Below are 15468 nucleotides of genomic sequence, written 5' to 3' on the forward strand. Positions count from 1 at the left end.
ACACCTCGTCAAAGAATGGCGAGGGCTATCATCTCAGGGAAAAACAATGAAGATGCCGAAGCCCCCAGGCACCGCACCATTATTCAAGGCACTGGGCGACTATAAAAGCATCCTGATCAGCGTCGGATGTTTTACCGCACTGATTAACGTGCTGATGCTGGTCCCGTCTATTTATATGCTCCAGGTCTATGACCGGGTGCTGTCTTCGCAAAACGAAACCACCCTGGCCATGTTGTCCTTGATGGTGGTGGGGTTCTTTGTCTTCATCGGGTTGCTGGAGATCGTGCGCAGTTTTATTGTCATCCGCATCGGTAGCCAATTGGAGCGCCGCTTCAACCTGCGGGTTTATCAAGCCGCGTTCGAACGCAACCTGTTCAAGGGCGAAGGCAATGCCGGGCAATCCCTGGGTGATTTGACCCATATTCGCCAGTTCGTTACGGGCCCGGCGCTGTTTGCGTTCTTCGACGCTCCGTGGTTCCCGGTGTACCTGTTCGTGATTTTCCTGTTCAACGTCTGGTTGGGCGTGTTGGCCACCGCCGGTGCGGTGCTGCTGATCGGGCTCGCGTGCCTGAACGAAGCCATGACCAAAAAGCCGTTGGGCGAGGCCGCCGGTTATTCCCAGAAGTCCAGCCAGTTGGCCACCAGCCACTTGCACAACGCCGAAACCATCCAGGCGATGGGCATGCTCGGGGCCTTGCGCAAGCGTTGGTTCCAGGCGCATTCGCGTTTTCTCGGCCTGCAAAACCAGGCCAGCGACACCGGCGCGGTGATCAGCTCCCTGAGCAAAACCCTGCGTCTGTGCCTGCAATCGCTGGTGTTGGGCTTGGGCGCACTGCTGGTGATCAAGGGTGACATGACCGCCGGGATGATGATTGCCGGTTCCATTTTGATGGGCCGGGTGCTGAGCCCCATCGATCAACTGATCGCGGTCTGGAAGCAATGGAGCGGCGCAAAACTCGCTTATCGTCGCCTCGATGCCTTGCTGCAAGCCTATCCACCGAGTGACGAAGCCATGGCGCTGCCCGCGCCCAAAGGGCAGATCAGCTTCGAGCAAGTCAGCGCCGGGCCTCCGGGCTCGCGTACCGCGACGTTGCACATGGTCAATTTCAGCCTCGGTGCCGGTGAAGTACTGGGTGTGCTGGGGGCGTCCGGTTCCGGCAAATCGACCCTGGCCCGAGTGCTGGTCGGTGTGTGGCCGACCCTCGGCGGCACGGTGCGGCTCGACGGCGCAGACATCCATCGCTGGAACCGCGACGACCTCGGCCCGTACATCGGCTATCTGCCCCAGGACATCGAATTGTTCAGCGGCAGCATCGCGGAAAACATCGCGCGTTTTCGTGAGACCGACCCGCAGCAAGTCGTGGAAGCGGCGCAACACGCCGGGGTCCACGAAATGATCCTGCGCATGCCCCAAGGCTACGACACCGTGCTCGGCGAAGACGGCAGCGGTTTGTCCGGGGGGCAGAAGCAGCGCGTGGCCCTGGCCCGCGCCCTGTACGGCAACCCGAGTCTGGTGGTGCTGGATGAACCGAATTCCAACCTCGACACCGTCGGTGAAGCGGCACTGGCCGGGGCCATCGCTCATATGAAAGCCCGGGGCACCAGTGTGATTTTGGTGACTCACCGCTCCTCGGCCCTGGCCCAGGCCGACAAATTGCTGGTGCTCAACGACGGTCGTTTGCAGGCGTTCGGTCCGAGCCAGGATGTGCTCAAGGCGCTGTCCGGCAATCAATCCGCCAACCAGGAACAAAAAACCGCGCAGACACCGGGCGGGCTCAGCATGAGCCGGCAGTATCAGCCCACGACAAGGAATTCGGGTGTATGAGCAGCGCACGCATGAACACTGAAAACGAAACGACCATGGAACACGATTACATCGCCGAGCGCCCTGAACGTGACGCCCGGTTCTTCGCCCGCATGGGCTGGATTCTGGCGATCGTCGGCGCTGGCAGTTTTTTCACCTGGGCCAGCCTTGCGCCGCTGGATCAAGGTATCCCGGTGCAAGGCACTGTCGTCGTTTCCGGCAAGCGCAAAGCCGTGCAGTCAATTGGCAACGGCGTGGTCAGCCGGATTCTGGTGCGCGAAGGCCAGGTGGTGAAGCAGGGCCAGCCGCTGTTCCAGCTCGATCAGACCCAGGCCGCCGCCGATGTCGATTCGTTGCAGGCGCAATACCGCATGGCCTGGGCCAGCGTGGCGCGTTGGGAGAGCGAACGGGACAACCTCAAGCAAGTGACGTTTCCCGAAGCGTTGAGCAAGGACGCCGATCCACGGCTGGCCCTGGTGCTTGAAGGCCAGCGGCAATTATTCAGCAGTCGCCGCGAAGCCTATGCCCGTGAACAGGGCGGGCTGCGCGCCAATATCGAAGGCGCCAGCGCGCAATTGGCCGGCATGCGCCGGGCGCGCACCGACCTGACGGCCCAAGCGAGTTCGCTGCAACAGCAATTGAGCAACCTTCAGCCCTTGGCCGACAACGGCTACATCCCGCGCAACCGGCTGATGGAATACCAGCGTCAGTTGTCGCAAGTGCAGCAACAACTGGCGGAAAACACCGGCGAAAGCGGCCGGGTAGAGCAGGGCATCCTCGAAGCGAAGCTCAAGCTGCAACAGCACATCGAGGAATACCAGAAAGAAGTCCGCACCCAACTGGCCGACGCGCAACTCAAAAGCGTGACCCTCAAGGAGCAACTGACCTCCGCCGGGTTCGATTTGCAGCACCGCGAGATCATCGCCACCGCTGACGGCATTGCGGTCAACCTTGGGGTTCACACCGAAGGCGCCGTGGTGCGTCAGGGCGAAACCCTGCTGGAAATCGTCCCCCAGGGCACCACCCTGGAAGTGGAAGGGCACTTGCCGATCAACCTGATCGACAAGGTCGGCACGCACCTGCCGGTGGACATTCTGTTTACCGCGTTCAACCAGAGCCGCACCCCGCGTGTGCCGGGCGAAGTCAGCCTGATTTCTGCCGACCAGATGATCGACGAGAAAACCGGTGCGCCGTATTACGTCTTGCGCAGTAGCGTCAGTGACCAGGCCATGGAAAAACTCCACGGTTTGGTGATCAAGCCCGGCATGCCGGCGGAAATGTTCGTGCGCACGGGTGAACGTTCACTCCTCAACTATCTGTTCAAACCGCTGCTCGACCGGGCAGGCTCCGCGTTGACCGAGGAATAAGGATGTTCGGCTGTATGAATAAGCTTTCCATGCTCGGGGCAGCCTTGGCGTTGCTGACGTGCAACAGTGCGATGGCCCTGGGGCCGTTTGAAATCTACGAACAGGCGTTGCGCAATGATCCGGTGTTCCTCGGTGCCATCAAGGAACGGGATGCCGGCCTTGAGAATCGCATCATCGGCCGTGCCGGGCTGTTGCCAAAAGTCGGTTACAACTACAACAAGGGGCGTAATACCTCCAAGGTCACCCAGATTAATGAAGGGCGGCCAGACTTCACCGAGAACCGCAACTACAGCAGCTACGGCTCGACCCTGACCCTGCAACAACCGTTGCTCGACTACGAGGCGTACGCGTCGTACCGCAAAGGCGTGGCGCAATCGCTGTTTGCCGACGAAGCCTTTCGTGGCAAGAGCCAGGAATTACTGGTGCGGGTGCTGGAGAACTACACCAAGGCGTTGTTTGCCCAGGATCAGATCGACATCGCGCAAGCGAAGAAGAAGGCTTTCGAACAACAGTTCCAGCAGAACGAACACATGTTTCGCCAGGGCGAGGGCACGCGCACCGACATTCTCGAAGCCGAGTCCCGTTATGAACTGGCCACGGCAGAGGAAATCGAAGCGCGGGATGAGCAGGACGCGTCATTGCGCGAACTGGGCGCGCTGATCGGCGTTCCGGCCGTCAACATTGGTGACCTGGCGCCGCTGGACCAGAACTTCCAGACCTTTACCTTACAACCGGCCAACTACGACACCTGGCACGAGATGGCCGTGGCCAATAACCCGAACCTGGCCTCCCAGCGCCAGGCCGTGGAAGTGGCGCGCTATGAGGTCGAACGCAACCGCGCCGGGCACCTGCCCAAAGTCAGCGCCTATGCCGCCGTGCGCCAGAACGAATCGGAAAGTGGCAACACCTACAACCAGCGCTACGACACCAACACCATTGGTATCGAAGTGAACGTGCCGTTGTATGCCGGCGGCGGGGTTTCGGCATCCACGCGTCAGGCCAGCCGCACCATGGAACAGGCCGAATACGAACTGGACGGCAAGACCCGGGAAACCCTGATCGAGCTGCGCCGCCAGTTCAGCGCCTGCCTGTCGGGGGTGAGCAAACTGCGCGCCTATCAAAAAGCCCTGATCTCCGCCGAAGCGCTGGTGGTGTCGACCAAGCAAAGCATTCTTGGCGGCGAACGGGTCAACCTCGATGCGTTGAACGCCGAACAACAGCTATTTACCACCCGCCGTGATTTGGCCCAGGCCCGCTATGACTACCTGATGGCGTGGACCAAGTTGCATTACTACGCCGGAACCTTGAACGAGCAGGATCTGGCCAAGGTGGACGAGGCCTTTGGCCTGGGCCCGAACACCCGATAACGACCTGAAGGAAAGATCGCGTAGGAGCTGCCGAAGGCTGCGATCTTTTGATGTCCCAACGATCTTGCAGACGCTAAAAGATCGCAGCCTGCGGCAGCTCCTACAAAAAACAAAAAAAGTGAGAAGACATGGACGTTCAAATCAAGCCGATTTCGGTCGGCACACTATTGCTCGCAGTTTGTGTGATGTCTGCGGCAGTCCAGGCTCAATACCTCGAAACCGGTACACCCGGCGACGCCGCCAGTTGGCGTTCGCCCGAGTTCCAGCGCGATTGGGGCCTGGCCCGGATGCAGGCTGATCAAGCCTACGCCGCCGGTATCACCGGTAAAGGCGTGAAGGTTGGTGAACTGGATTCCGGCTTCGATTCCAGCCATCCCGAGTTCGCTACTAGCCGTTATCACGCGGTGATGACCCGTGGCAGCTACGTCGATGGCGCGCCGTTCAACGTCGCCGGCACGCTCAACCCCAACAACGACTCCCATGGCACCCACGTCACCGGCACCATCGGCGCCTCCCGGGATGGCAGCGGCATGCACGGCGTGGCGTACAACGCGGAGGTCTATGTCGCCAACACCAACAAGAACGACAGCTTCCTGTTCGGCCCCAACCCCGATCCGCAATATTTCAAAGCGGCTTACAACGCTTTGGCGGATGCCGGTGTGCGGGCGATCAATAACAGTTGGGGCAGTCAGCCGCCGGACGTCAGCTACCGCACGCTGGATGATTTGCACGCGGCCTACGCCCAACACTTCAACAAAGGCACGTGGCTGGATGCCGCCGCCGATGTTTCTTCCCGTCGCGGCGTGGTTAACGTATTCAGCGCCGGCAACAGCGGTTACCCGAATGCCAGCGTGCGCTCGGCGCTGCCGTACTTCCAGCCCGACCTTGAAGGCCACTGGCTGGCCGTCTCCGGGCTGGATCAAGCCAATCAGCAGAAGTACAACCAGTGCGGCCTCGCCAAGTATTGGTGCATCACCACCCCCGGCGCGAAGATCGACAGCACCATTCTCGATGGCGGTTACGCGATCAAGTCCGGCACCTCAATGTCCGCACCCCACGCCACGGGCGCCCTGGCGCTGGTGATGGAACGCTACCCGTACATGAACAACCAGCAAGCGCTGCAAGTGCTGCTGAGCACCGCGACGCAACTCGACGGTTCGATCACCAATGCGCCGAACACCCAGGTCGGCTGGGGCGTGGCCAACCTTGATCGGGCGATGCACGGGCCGGGGCAATTGCTCGGCGGGTTCGACGCCCATCTTGGGGCAGGGCAGAGCGACGTGTGGAGCAACGGCATCAGCGACAAGGCGTTGATCCAGCGCCAGGCCGAAGACGCCGCCGAACACACGGCGTGGCAACAGACCTTGCAAGTCAAAGGCTGGCAAAACGGCCTGGCAGCGGGCGCCAGTCAACAGGATCAGACCGACTACGCCGTGGGCATGGCGCGGGATGCCGCAGCCGCCAGCCGCGTCTACGAAGGCAGCCTGATCAAGTCCGGCGCCGGGGGGCTGATGCTAACCGGCGACAGCACCTATCGCGGACCGACCACGGTCAATGGCGGCCTGCTGGCGGTCAACGGTTCCCTGGCCTCAAACGTGACCGTAAATGACAGTAGCACCCTCGGCGGCTCCGGGCGCATCGGCGGGTTGATCGCCAACTCGGGCGGCACCGTGGCGCCGGGAAATTCCATCGGCACCTTGCAAGTCAATGGTGATGTGACCTTTGCGCCTGGCTCAACCTACGCCGTGGAGCTGTCGCCGACCCGCAGCGATCGAATCGTCGCCAGCGGCACGGCCACCGTCAGCGGCGCCACCGTGAGTCTGTTCCTGGAAAACAGCCCGTCCTTGCTCAGCACCGCTCAAGTGCAAAGCCTGCTCGGTCATCAGTACGACATTCTGCAAGCGACTGGCGGCGTGCAGGGTCAATTCGGCGCGGTCCTGCCCAACTACCTGTTTATCGGCGGAACGCTCAATTACGCGGCGAACAGCATTCAACTGAACGTCGAGCGCAACACCACAAGCTTCGCCAGCGTCGGCCAAACGCCGAACCAGCGTGCCGTCGCCAGTGCCGTGGAAGGGCTGGGCACCGGCAATGCGGTCTACGAAAGCCTGCTGCTGTCACCGTCCGCGAGTTCGGCGCAACAGGCATTCCAGCAGTTGTCGGGGGAAATCTCCCCGGCCCTGAGTTCGGTGTTGATCAACGACAGTCGTTACCTGCGCGATGCGCTGGGCGAGCGCCTCAGCGACGTCAAAGGTGCGCAAAGCAATGGCTGGATCAAGGCTCTCGGCGCCTGGGGCAAAACCGATGACCGTCACGACACCGCTGGCTACACCAGCTCGATTGGCGGGTTGCTCGCGGGTGTCGATGGGGCGCTGGATGAGCAGACCCGGATCGGCCTCGTCACCGGTTACAGCGACCGTTCGGTCAACATGGGCGCGGGGACGCATTCCTCGGCCAAGGTCGACAGCTATCACTTGGGCGTTTACGCCGGCCACGAATTGGGCGCCTGGCGGCTCAGTGCGGGCGGCGCCTACAGCTGGCATCGCGCTGATGTGAAACGTGACCTGCAACACAGCGACGTCAGCGCCAAGCAGAAAGCCAAAGTCGATGCGGCGACCACCCAAGTCTTCGGCGAGGCGGCGTATCGCCTGAACCTGCAACCCGTGGCGCTGGAACCGTTCGCCAATCTGGCTTACGTGCACCTCGATACCGAAGGCTTCACAGAAAAAGGCGACGCTGCGGCGCTGAAAAGCCGTGGCGACACCCGTGATGCGGTGCTCAGCACCTTGGGCCTGCGGGCACTGAAAACCGTCAACCTGAGCAGTCAGCAGCAACTCGACTTGAGCGGCAGCCTCGGTTGGCAGCACAACCTCAGCAGCACCGACTCCGAACAACGCCTGGCGTTTGCCAGCGGCAGCACACCGTTCTCGGTGGAGAGCTCGCCGCTGGTGCGCGATGCCGCACTGCTCGGCGCCCATGCCAGCCTGGCCCTGAGCCGCGACATTCGCTTGAACCTCGATTACAACGGTCAATTGGCTAGCCGCGAGAAGAGCCATGGCGTGGGGCTTAGCCTCAATTGGCAGTTTTAAACACGTTAAGTGGTGAGCTGGTTCGCCTCCGGTTAAGCAAAACCCTGTGGGAGCGGGCTTGCTCGCGATGGCGGACTGTCAGCCAACACTTATGTTGACTGGTGCGACGCCTTCGCGAGCAAGCCCGCTCCCACGGGTTCTGCCGGGAACCAGAGCCTACGGCACTGCACACGGATATTTGGCAACACAACTAAGGATGGTCGTTGGATGAAGCTTGAAAACAACAACACATTTGCCCTGAAAACCCTCAACCTCGCCGTGCTCTGCGCACTGGCGACCCTGGGCACCGCCCATGCCGCGCCTTACGTGGAAAACGGCAAGCTCGGTGACCCGAACAGTTGGCGCAGTGCCGAGTTCAATGCCGATTGGGGCGTTGGCGCGATCAACGCCCAGGACGCCTACGCCGCCGGCTACACCGGCAAAGGCGTGAAACTGGGGATCTTCGACCAACCGGTCTATGCGGCGCACACGGAGTTTTCCGGCACCAACAAGGTGATCAACCTGGTCACCAGTGGCATTCGCGAATACACCGACCCGTACATTCCGGTCAAAGCCGGGGATGCGTTCCGCTATGACGGCGCGCCCTCGGTCGGCTCCGACGGCAAGCTCGGCGCCCACGGCACCCACGTCGGCGGGATCGCTGCCGGCAGCCGCGACGGTGGCCCGATGCACGGCGTGGCGTTTGGCGCGCAGATCCTCAGCGCCGACAACGGCGACCCGGGTCCCGAGGACGGGATCATTCGCGGCAACGACGGCGCCGTCTACAAGGCCGGTTGGGATGCCCTGATCGCCAGCGGCGCGCGGATCATCAACAACAGTTGGGGCATCGGTATCACCGATCGCTTCGACCTCGGCGGGCGCAACCCGGCGTATCCGCACTTCACCGTGCAAGACGCGCAGTTGCAGTTCAACGAAATCCAGCCTTTGCTCGGCACCAAACCGGGCGGAGCCTATGACGGCGCCATCGCGGCGGCCCGCAGCGGCATCGTGACGATCTTCGCCGCCGGTAACGACTACAACCTCAACAACCCAGACGCCATCGCAGGCCTGGCGTATTTCGTACCGGACATTGCGCCGAACTGGATCACCGTCGCCGCGCTGCAAAAGAACCCGGACCTGACCTACGGCATCAGCACCTTTTCCTCGCGCTGCGGCTATACCGCGAGTTACTGCGTGTCGGCACCGGGCAGCAAAATTTACAGCTCGATCATCAGCGGCACCGACCCCGACAATGTCGGTACCGGTTACGCCAACTACAACGGCACCTCGATGGCCGCGCCGCACGTGGCCGGTTCCATGGCGGTGTTGATGGAGCGCTTCCCGTACATGACCGGCGCCCAGGTCGCCAGCGTATTGCGCACCACCGCGACTGACCTTGGCGCGCCCGGTGTCGATGCGCTTTACGGCTGGGGCATGATCAACCTGGGCAAGGGCATCAATGGCCCGGCGATGTTCGTCACCGAGCAAGACGTCCCTGAAGAATTCCGCATTCAAGGTGCCTACGGTTCCAGCCAGTTTGTCGCGGACCTGCCCGGCATCGGCGCGATCATCGATGCCGGCAAACCCACCGAGCGCGTGTGCAACGACGTGCACTGCGGGCTCGACACCTGGCGCAACGATATTTCCGGTCACGGTGGCTTGACCAAACAAGGCATCGGCACGCTGGTGATGACCGGCGCCAACACTTACACCGGCCCGACCCTGGTCAATCAGGGGCGCCTGGCGATTAACGGTTCGCTGGCCTCCGCCGTCACCGTCAATGACAGCGGCATCCTCGGCGGTAACGGCCGTATCGGCGCATTGACCGCGAAAAGCGGCGGCACCGTGGCGCCGGGCAATTCCATCGGCACCTTGCAGGTAGCCGGCGACGTGGTCTTCGAGCGAGGTTCGACCTACGCCGTGGAACTGTCACCCACGAGTAGCGACCAGATCGTCGCGGGCGGCAAAGCCGTGATCGATGGCGCCACCGTCAGTCTGTCCCTGGAAAACAGCCCGACCTTGCTGACCACCGCCCAGACGCAAAGCTTGCTCGGCCATCAGTACAACATCCTGCAAGCGGCGGGGGGTATCCAGGGGCAGTTCGGCGCGGTATTGCCGAACTACCTGTTTATCGGCGGCGCCCTGGATTACTCGGCCACCGGGATTCAACTGGCGGTGGAGCGCAATGCGACGGCCTTCAGCGATGTCGGCCAGACCCCGAACCAGCGCGCCGTCGCCGCTGCCGCCGAGCAATTGGGCGCGGGCAATGCGTTGTACGAAACGCTGCTGCTGGCACCGAACGCGGCGGTGGCCCAGCAAGCGTTCCAGCAACTGTCCGGGGAGATTCACCCGGCCATTGGCACGATGCTGATCAACGACAGCCGTTATCTGCGTGATGCGGTCAGCGAGCGTCTGCGTGAACGTGACCTGTTCGACGCCGGCGCGCCGACCGACGACAAGAGCAACCTGTGGGTCAAGGTCCTGGGCGCTTGGGGCAAGAGCGACGGCGGTCACGACAACGCCAGTTCCAACAGTTCCATCGGCGGTTTGCTGGTGGGTGGCGATGGCTTGGTCGCTAAAGATACCCGTCTAGGTTTCGTCACCGGGTATAGCGACAGTTCGTTGAGCATGGGCGACGGCACGCATTCGTCGGCCTCGGTCGACAGCTACCACTTGGGTGCGTACCTGGGGCATGAAATCGAGGCCCTGCGCCTGAGCGTCGGTGGTGCCTATAGCTGGCATCGAATCGATGCGAAACGTGACCTGCAATTCGCCGATGTCAGCGGCAAGCAGAAGACCAAACACGACGCGAGCACCGCGCAGGTGTTCACCGAAGCGGCTTATCGTTTGGATCTGCAACCCCTGGCCCTGGAACCGTTCGCCAAACTGGCTTATGTGCACTTGAACAGCGAAAGCTTTACCGAGAAAGGGGATGCCGCCGCGCTCAAGGGCGGTGAAGACAATCGCGACGCCGTGCTGTCGACCCTCGGTCTGCGAGCGAGCAAAGCCATTGCGCTGTCCGACCGGAAAAGCCTCGAACTGTCCGGCAGCCTCGGCTGGCAGCACAACTTGAGCAGTGTCGATACCGATCAACACCTGGCGTTTGCCAACGGCAACACCGGGTTCAACGTGCAGAGCGTGTCGATGGACCGCAACGCCGCCGTCGTCGGCCTGCGCGCCGGGTTGGCCTTGAACAAAGCTACTCGCGTAAACCTGGATTACAACGCACTGCTGGGTTCCAACGAGAAGGATCACGGCGTAGGCCTGACCCTCGACTGGCAGTTCTGATTTGACGCTAAGGAAGCAAAGACATGGGACTGTTTGATTACAAAAATGCCGGCAGTGCGGCGGGCAAAGCGTTGTACAGCGACGCCATCGCACTGACGTTGTACGCCTACACACCAACCGGCCAGCCATTGCCGGCCACCGGTTGGGCGCCGATTCAGGCTTCGGCCCTGGGTTATCAGGGCAAAGTCGGCGCCCAAGGCACGTTTTATGGCGAGAAGGACGGCTTCACCAGCGCCGAAGCCGAGGTGCTCGGCAAGTACGACGCCGCCGGCAAGTTGATCGGCCTCGGCGTGGCGTTTCGCGGCACCGGTGGCCTGGGCTACAGCGACACCTTCGGCGACATGAAAAACAACCTGCTGGCCGCCGTCGGCCCAGTGGATTACGCGAAGAACTACGCCAAAAGTGCGTTCGACACCTTGCTCAAGGACGTCGCCGCGTTCGCCATCGCCCATGGCCTGAGCGCCAAGGACGTGTTGATCAGCGGCCATAGCCTCGGTGGACTCGGCGTCAACAGCGTCGCGGAACTCGCCGCCAGCAACTGGGGCGGGTTCTTCAAGGACGCCAGCTATGTGGCGTTCGCCTCGCCGACCCAGAGCGCCAGCGGCAACAACGTGCTGAATATCGGCTACGAGAACGACCCGGTGTTTCGTGTGCTCGACGGCACCACGTTCAGCAGCGGCTCCCTGGGCAAACACGATGGTCATCAGGACTCGGCGACCAACAACATCGTCAATTTCAATGACCAGTACGCCTCCACCGCGCAGAACCTGGTGCCCTTCAGCATCCTCAACCCGCTGAACTGGTCGGCCCATGGCTCGCTGGGCTACGCCGACGGCTTGAACCGGGTGATCGGTTCAAATTTCTACGACCTCACCAGCAAGGACTCGACGCTGATCGTTTCCAACCTGGCGCTCGATTCCCGGGGTAAAACCTGGGTCGAGGACCTGGGCCGCAGCGGTGAGCCGCACACCGGCAGCACCTTCATCATCGGCACCGACAGCAATGACTTGCTCAAGGGCGGCGCCGGCAATGACTTTATCGAGGGCCGCGACGGCAACGACCGGTTTCGCGATGACGGTGGCTACAACATCCTGCTGGGCGGCAAGGGCAGCAACACCTTCGAGCTGCAAAAGCCCTTGCAGAACTTCAGTTTTGCCAACGACGGCGATGGCACGCTCTATGTGCGCGACGCCTACGGCGGCATCAGCCTGACCCGCGATATCGGCGCGTTGGTGAGCAAGGAACCTGGCTCATGGTTCGGCACTAAGGACGTCACTTACAACGTCACGGCCAATGGCTTACTCAACGGCACTGAGTTGACCCACTACAACCATTCGCTTAATGGCGACGCCTACGGCAATACCCTGGCGGCCACCGTCGATGGCGACTGGCTGTTCGGCAACGCCGGCGACGACCTGCTGCGCAGCGACAAGAGCCACGTCACCTTCGTCGGTGGCGCGGGCAATGACGTGATGCATGCCAGTGGCGGCAACAACACCTTCCTGTTCAGCGGTGCCTTCGGTTTCGACGCGCTCAATGGCTACCAGGGCAGCGACAAACTGGTGTTCCTGGGCGTGCAAGGCGCGGGACAGGGCTATGACTACAAGCAACACGCGACCCAGTCCGGCCATGACACGGTGCTCAAGATTGGCGATTTTGCCGTCACCCTTGTAGGCGTTGGGCTGGATAACCTGTCGGCTTCCGGCATCACCTTCGCGTAACCCTTCGCGTAACAACAGCGGCATGCACTAAAGGCTCCGGGGCGCCTCGTCAGTGAGGCGTCCTGGTTGTGAGCTATCTCTGACAATTCCAACCACGAGAGAGGCAATATCAATGGGTGTGTACGACTACAAGAATTTCAGCTCGGCCGGGTCCAAGGCATTGTTCAGCGACGCCATGGCGATCACGCTGTACTCCTATCACAACCTCGATAACGGCTTTGCCGCCGGTTATCAGCACAACGGTTTCGGCCTCGGGCTGCCGGGGACGTTGGTCACCGCGCTGATTGGCGGCACCGATTCCCAGGGCGTCATTCCCGGCGTGCCGTGGAATCCCGATTCTGAAAAACTCGCACTGGACGCGGTGAAAAAGGCTGGTTGGACGCCGATCACCGCTTCGCAACTGGGCTATGACGGCAAGACCGACGCCCGCGGAACCTTCTACGGCGAGAAGGCCGGGTTCACCAGCGCGCAGGTCGAGATCCTCGGCAAATACGACGCCCAGGGCCATCTCACGGAAATCGGCGTGGCTTTTCGTGGCACCAGCGGTCCACGGGAAATCCTCATCGGGGACTCCATCGGCGACGCAATCAATGACCTGCTGGCAGCGCTAGGGCCCAAGGACTACGCCAAGAACTACGTCGGCGAAGCCTTTGGCAAACTGCTTGGCAATGTGGCGGCGTTTGCCAGTGCCAATGGCCTGTCGGGCAAAGACGTGTTGTTCAGCGGCCACAGCCTCGGCGGTTTGGCGGTCAACAGCGCGGCGGACCTGAGCACTGACAAGTGGGGCGGCTTCTACAAGGACTCGAACTACATCGCCTACGCTTCGCCGACCCAAAGCAGCAACGACAAAGTGCTGAACGTCGGCTACGAAAACGATCCGGTGTTCCGCGCCCTCGACGGTTCGACCTTCAACCTGGCGTCGGTCGGCGTGCACGACGGCGCCAAGGCCTCGGCGACCGACAACATCGTCAGCTTCAACGATCACTACGCCTCGACGGCGTGGAACGTGTTGCCGTTCTCCATCCTCAACGTTCCGACCTGGATTTCGCACTTGCCGACGGCGTATGGCGACGGGATGAACCGGGTGATCGAGTCGAAGTTCTACGACCTTACCAGCAAAGACTCGACCATCATCGTCGCCAACCTCTCAGACCCGGCGCGGGCCAACACCTGGGTCCAGGATTTGAACCGCAACGCCGAAACCCACAAGGGCAGCACCTTCATCATCGGCAGCGACGGCAATGATCTGATCCAGGGCGGGCAGGGCAACGACTACCTCGAAGGCCGGGATGGCAACGACACATTCCGCGACGGTGGCGGCTACAACATCCTGCTTGGCGGCAAAGGCAACAACGTGCTGGACTTGCAGCAGTCGGTGAAGAACTTCGCGTTCGCCAATGACGGCGTCGGCAACCTGTACGTGAAGGACGCCAATGGCGGCATCAGCATCACCCGCGACATCGGCAGCATCATCACCAAGGAACCGGCGTTCCTGTGGGGCCTGTTCAAGGATGACGTGACCCACAGTGTCACGGCGGATGGCTTGAAAGTCGGCGGCAATCTTACCCAATACGCCTCGACGGTGAAGGGCGGGGCGGGTGCCGATACGCTCACCGCACATGCCAGCGGCGACTGGTTGTTTGGCCTGGACGGCAACGACCATTTGATCGGCGGCAAGGGCAACGACGTGTTTGTCGGCGGTGCGGGCAATGACCTGATCGAGTCCGGCGGCGGGATCAATACCTTCCTGTTCAGCGGTGCATTTGGCCAGGACAAGGTGATCGGCTATCAGGCCACCGACAAACTGGTGTTCATGGGTGTTGCGGGCGTGGCGCCGAACGATGACTTCCGGGCGCATGCCACGACGGTCGGGCATGACACCGTGCTGACGTTTGGCGGTGATTCGGTGACGTTGGTGGGGGTTGGGCTGGCGAGTTTGTCCGGTAGCGGGATCGTTATTGCCTGACAGGGCCCTTTCGCGAGCAAGCCTGCTCCCACAGGAGAATGCATTTCAACTGTGGGAGCACCGTGACTTCAAGGTCACAACCGGACTCCAATACCTGCACCAACAGGAACCGGCATCAAACGCCATTGAGTACAGGAGATTCAGTAACGTGAGTAACAGCAAGAGGTTTGTTTTGGGATTGGCTTTGGCCGTGTTATCGGCGAACGCCGCTGCAGAACTGCCTCATCGCTCGATTTTGAGCCGTTATGGCATGACGCCAGAAGAATTGCCGAAACCGGCTTCGACTGAAACCAAAGACCCCGTCGAAGAGAAAAGCCTGTTTCATGTCCAGCCGGAGCAACCGTGGGCCACTGTGCGTATTGGCGACGGAAAAAAACCGGAAGTGACCGGCAACATCAGCATCGACAATTCAGTGCAGCAGGAATATGACCGCTGCCAGAAGCTTCGTGATCAACTCATCAAGCGCGGCGAGCGCTACATCGTCTGCGACACCAGCATTCCCGGAATGCCTTAATAGATCCCTGTAGGAGCTGCCGAAGGCTGCGATCTTTTGATCTTGATCTTCGGCGGCTTCAAAAATCAGAATCAAAAAATCGCAGCCTTCGGCAGCGCCTACACGGTTGTGTGCGGTCTACGGTCTCAATCTTCCTTGCGCACCGTCGCCACATCATTGGCGTTGACCTTCACCTTCGCCCCGGAAATGTCCTCGAACTCATAGAAGCCGTCCTTGGTCTTGGTTTTCGGCATGTCCTTGGTCAAATACTGAGTGCCGTTCTGCAGGGTCACCACCGTCGGTGTCGCGCAACCGGCCAGAGCCAGGAAGGCCGCAACAGCCAGGGGCAGGCCCAGAGTCTTGATATTCATACACACCTCACATGATGCTCAAA

At 61.3% G+C, this 15468-nt stretch carries 9 protein-coding genes; 8 read left to right on the top strand and 1 reads right to left on the bottom strand.

Annotation, left to right across the window (positions count from 1 at the left end; translation table 11 throughout):
* The first annotated feature begins 52 nt into the window (after positions 1-52).
* From V5E99_RS23670 to V5E99_RS23705, 8 genes are all read left to right on the top strand, one after another.
* Positions 53-1825, top strand: a complete 1773-nt coding sequence (locus V5E99_RS23670) for a type I secretion system permease/ATPase (RefSeq protein WP_499804657.1) — start codon at positions 53-55, stop codon at positions 1823-1825.
* A complete protein-coding gene (locus V5E99_RS23675; RefSeq protein ID WP_499804658.1) occupies positions 1822-3171 on the top strand; it encodes an HlyD family type I secretion periplasmic adaptor subunit in 1350 nt (449 codons plus the stop codon). Before V5E99_RS23670 ends, V5E99_RS23675 begins: the two co-directional genes overlap by 4 nt.
* A gap of 14 nt (positions 3172-3185) precedes the next feature.
* Complete coding sequence (locus tag V5E99_RS23680; RefSeq protein WP_499804659.1) at positions 3186-4538, top strand: TolC family outer membrane protein; 1353 nt, start codon at positions 3186-3188, stop codon at positions 4536-4538.
* Positions 4539-4666: 128 nt separating this feature from the next.
* Positions 4667-7627, top strand: coding sequence for an autotransporter serine peptidase EprS (gene eprS / locus V5E99_RS23685; RefSeq protein WP_499804660.1), 2961 nt, complete (start codon positions 4667-4669; stop codon positions 7625-7627).
* 207 nt (positions 7628-7834) lie between these two features.
* Entirely contained in the window at positions 7835-10894 is a 3060-nt protein-coding gene (locus V5E99_RS23690) for an autotransporter domain-containing protein (RefSeq protein WP_499804661.1), read from the top strand.
* Positions 10895-10917: 23 nt separating this feature from the next.
* Positions 10918-12615, top strand: a complete 1698-nt coding sequence (locus V5E99_RS23695) for a polyurethane esterase (protein ID WP_499804662.1) — start codon at positions 10918-10920, stop codon at positions 12613-12615.
* A 112-nt stretch (positions 12616-12727) separates the two neighbouring features.
* The gene (locus V5E99_RS23700; RefSeq protein ID WP_499804663.1) at positions 12728-14581 is read left to right on the top strand and encodes a polyurethane esterase; all 1854 of its coding nucleotides are present in this window, start codon (positions 12728-12730) and stop codon (positions 14579-14581) included.
* A 148-nt stretch (positions 14582-14729) separates the two neighbouring features.
* Positions 14730-15095 carry a hypothetical protein gene (locus tag V5E99_RS23705; RefSeq protein WP_499804664.1) on the top strand — a complete coding sequence of 122 codons (366 nt, stop codon included), beginning with the start codon at positions 14730-14732 and terminating at the stop codon, positions 15093-15095.
* A gap of 125 nt (positions 15096-15220) precedes the next feature.
* Here the strand turns inward: V5E99_RS23705 and V5E99_RS23710 are convergent, their stop codons facing one another.
* Entirely contained in the window at positions 15221-15445 is a 225-nt protein-coding gene (locus tag V5E99_RS23710) for a YgdI/YgdR family lipoprotein (protein WP_499804665.1), read from the bottom strand.
* Positions 15446-15468: the final 23 nt, after the last annotated feature.

The sequence above is a fragment of the Janthinobacterium sp. LPB2021202312-11-4 genome, from assembly GCF_037049705.1.
Taxonomy (GTDB): domain Bacteria; phylum Pseudomonadota; class Gammaproteobacteria; order Pseudomonadales; family Pseudomonadaceae; genus Aquipseudomonas.

Excerpts from the sequence above, each read along its gene's own strand:
- V5E99_RS23670 (WP_499804657.1), top strand. The coding sequence starts at position 53 with ATGCCGAAGCCCCCAGGCACCGCACCATTATTCAAGGCACTGGGCGAC.
- V5E99_RS23675 (WP_499804658.1), top strand. The coding sequence starts at position 1,822 with ATGAGCAGCGCACGCATGAACACTGAAAACGAAACGACCATGGAACAC.
- V5E99_RS23680 (WP_499804659.1), top strand. The coding sequence starts at position 3,186 with ATGAATAAGCTTTCCATGCTCGGGGCAGCCTTGGCGTTGCTGACGTGC.
- eprS (WP_499804660.1), top strand. The coding sequence starts at position 4,667 with ATGGACGTTCAAATCAAGCCGATTTCGGTCGGCACACTATTGCTCGCA.
- V5E99_RS23690 (WP_499804661.1), top strand. The coding sequence starts at position 7,835 with ATGAAGCTTGAAAACAACAACACATTTGCCCTGAAAACCCTCAACCTC.
- V5E99_RS23695 (WP_499804662.1), top strand. The coding sequence starts at position 10,918 with ATGGGACTGTTTGATTACAAAAATGCCGGCAGTGCGGCGGGCAAAGCG.
- V5E99_RS23700 (WP_499804663.1), top strand. The coding sequence starts at position 12,728 with ATGGGTGTGTACGACTACAAGAATTTCAGCTCGGCCGGGTCCAAGGCA.
- V5E99_RS23710 (WP_499804665.1), bottom strand. The coding sequence starts at position 15,445 with ATGAATATCAAGACTCTGGGCCTGCCCCTGGCTGTTGCGGCCTTCCTG.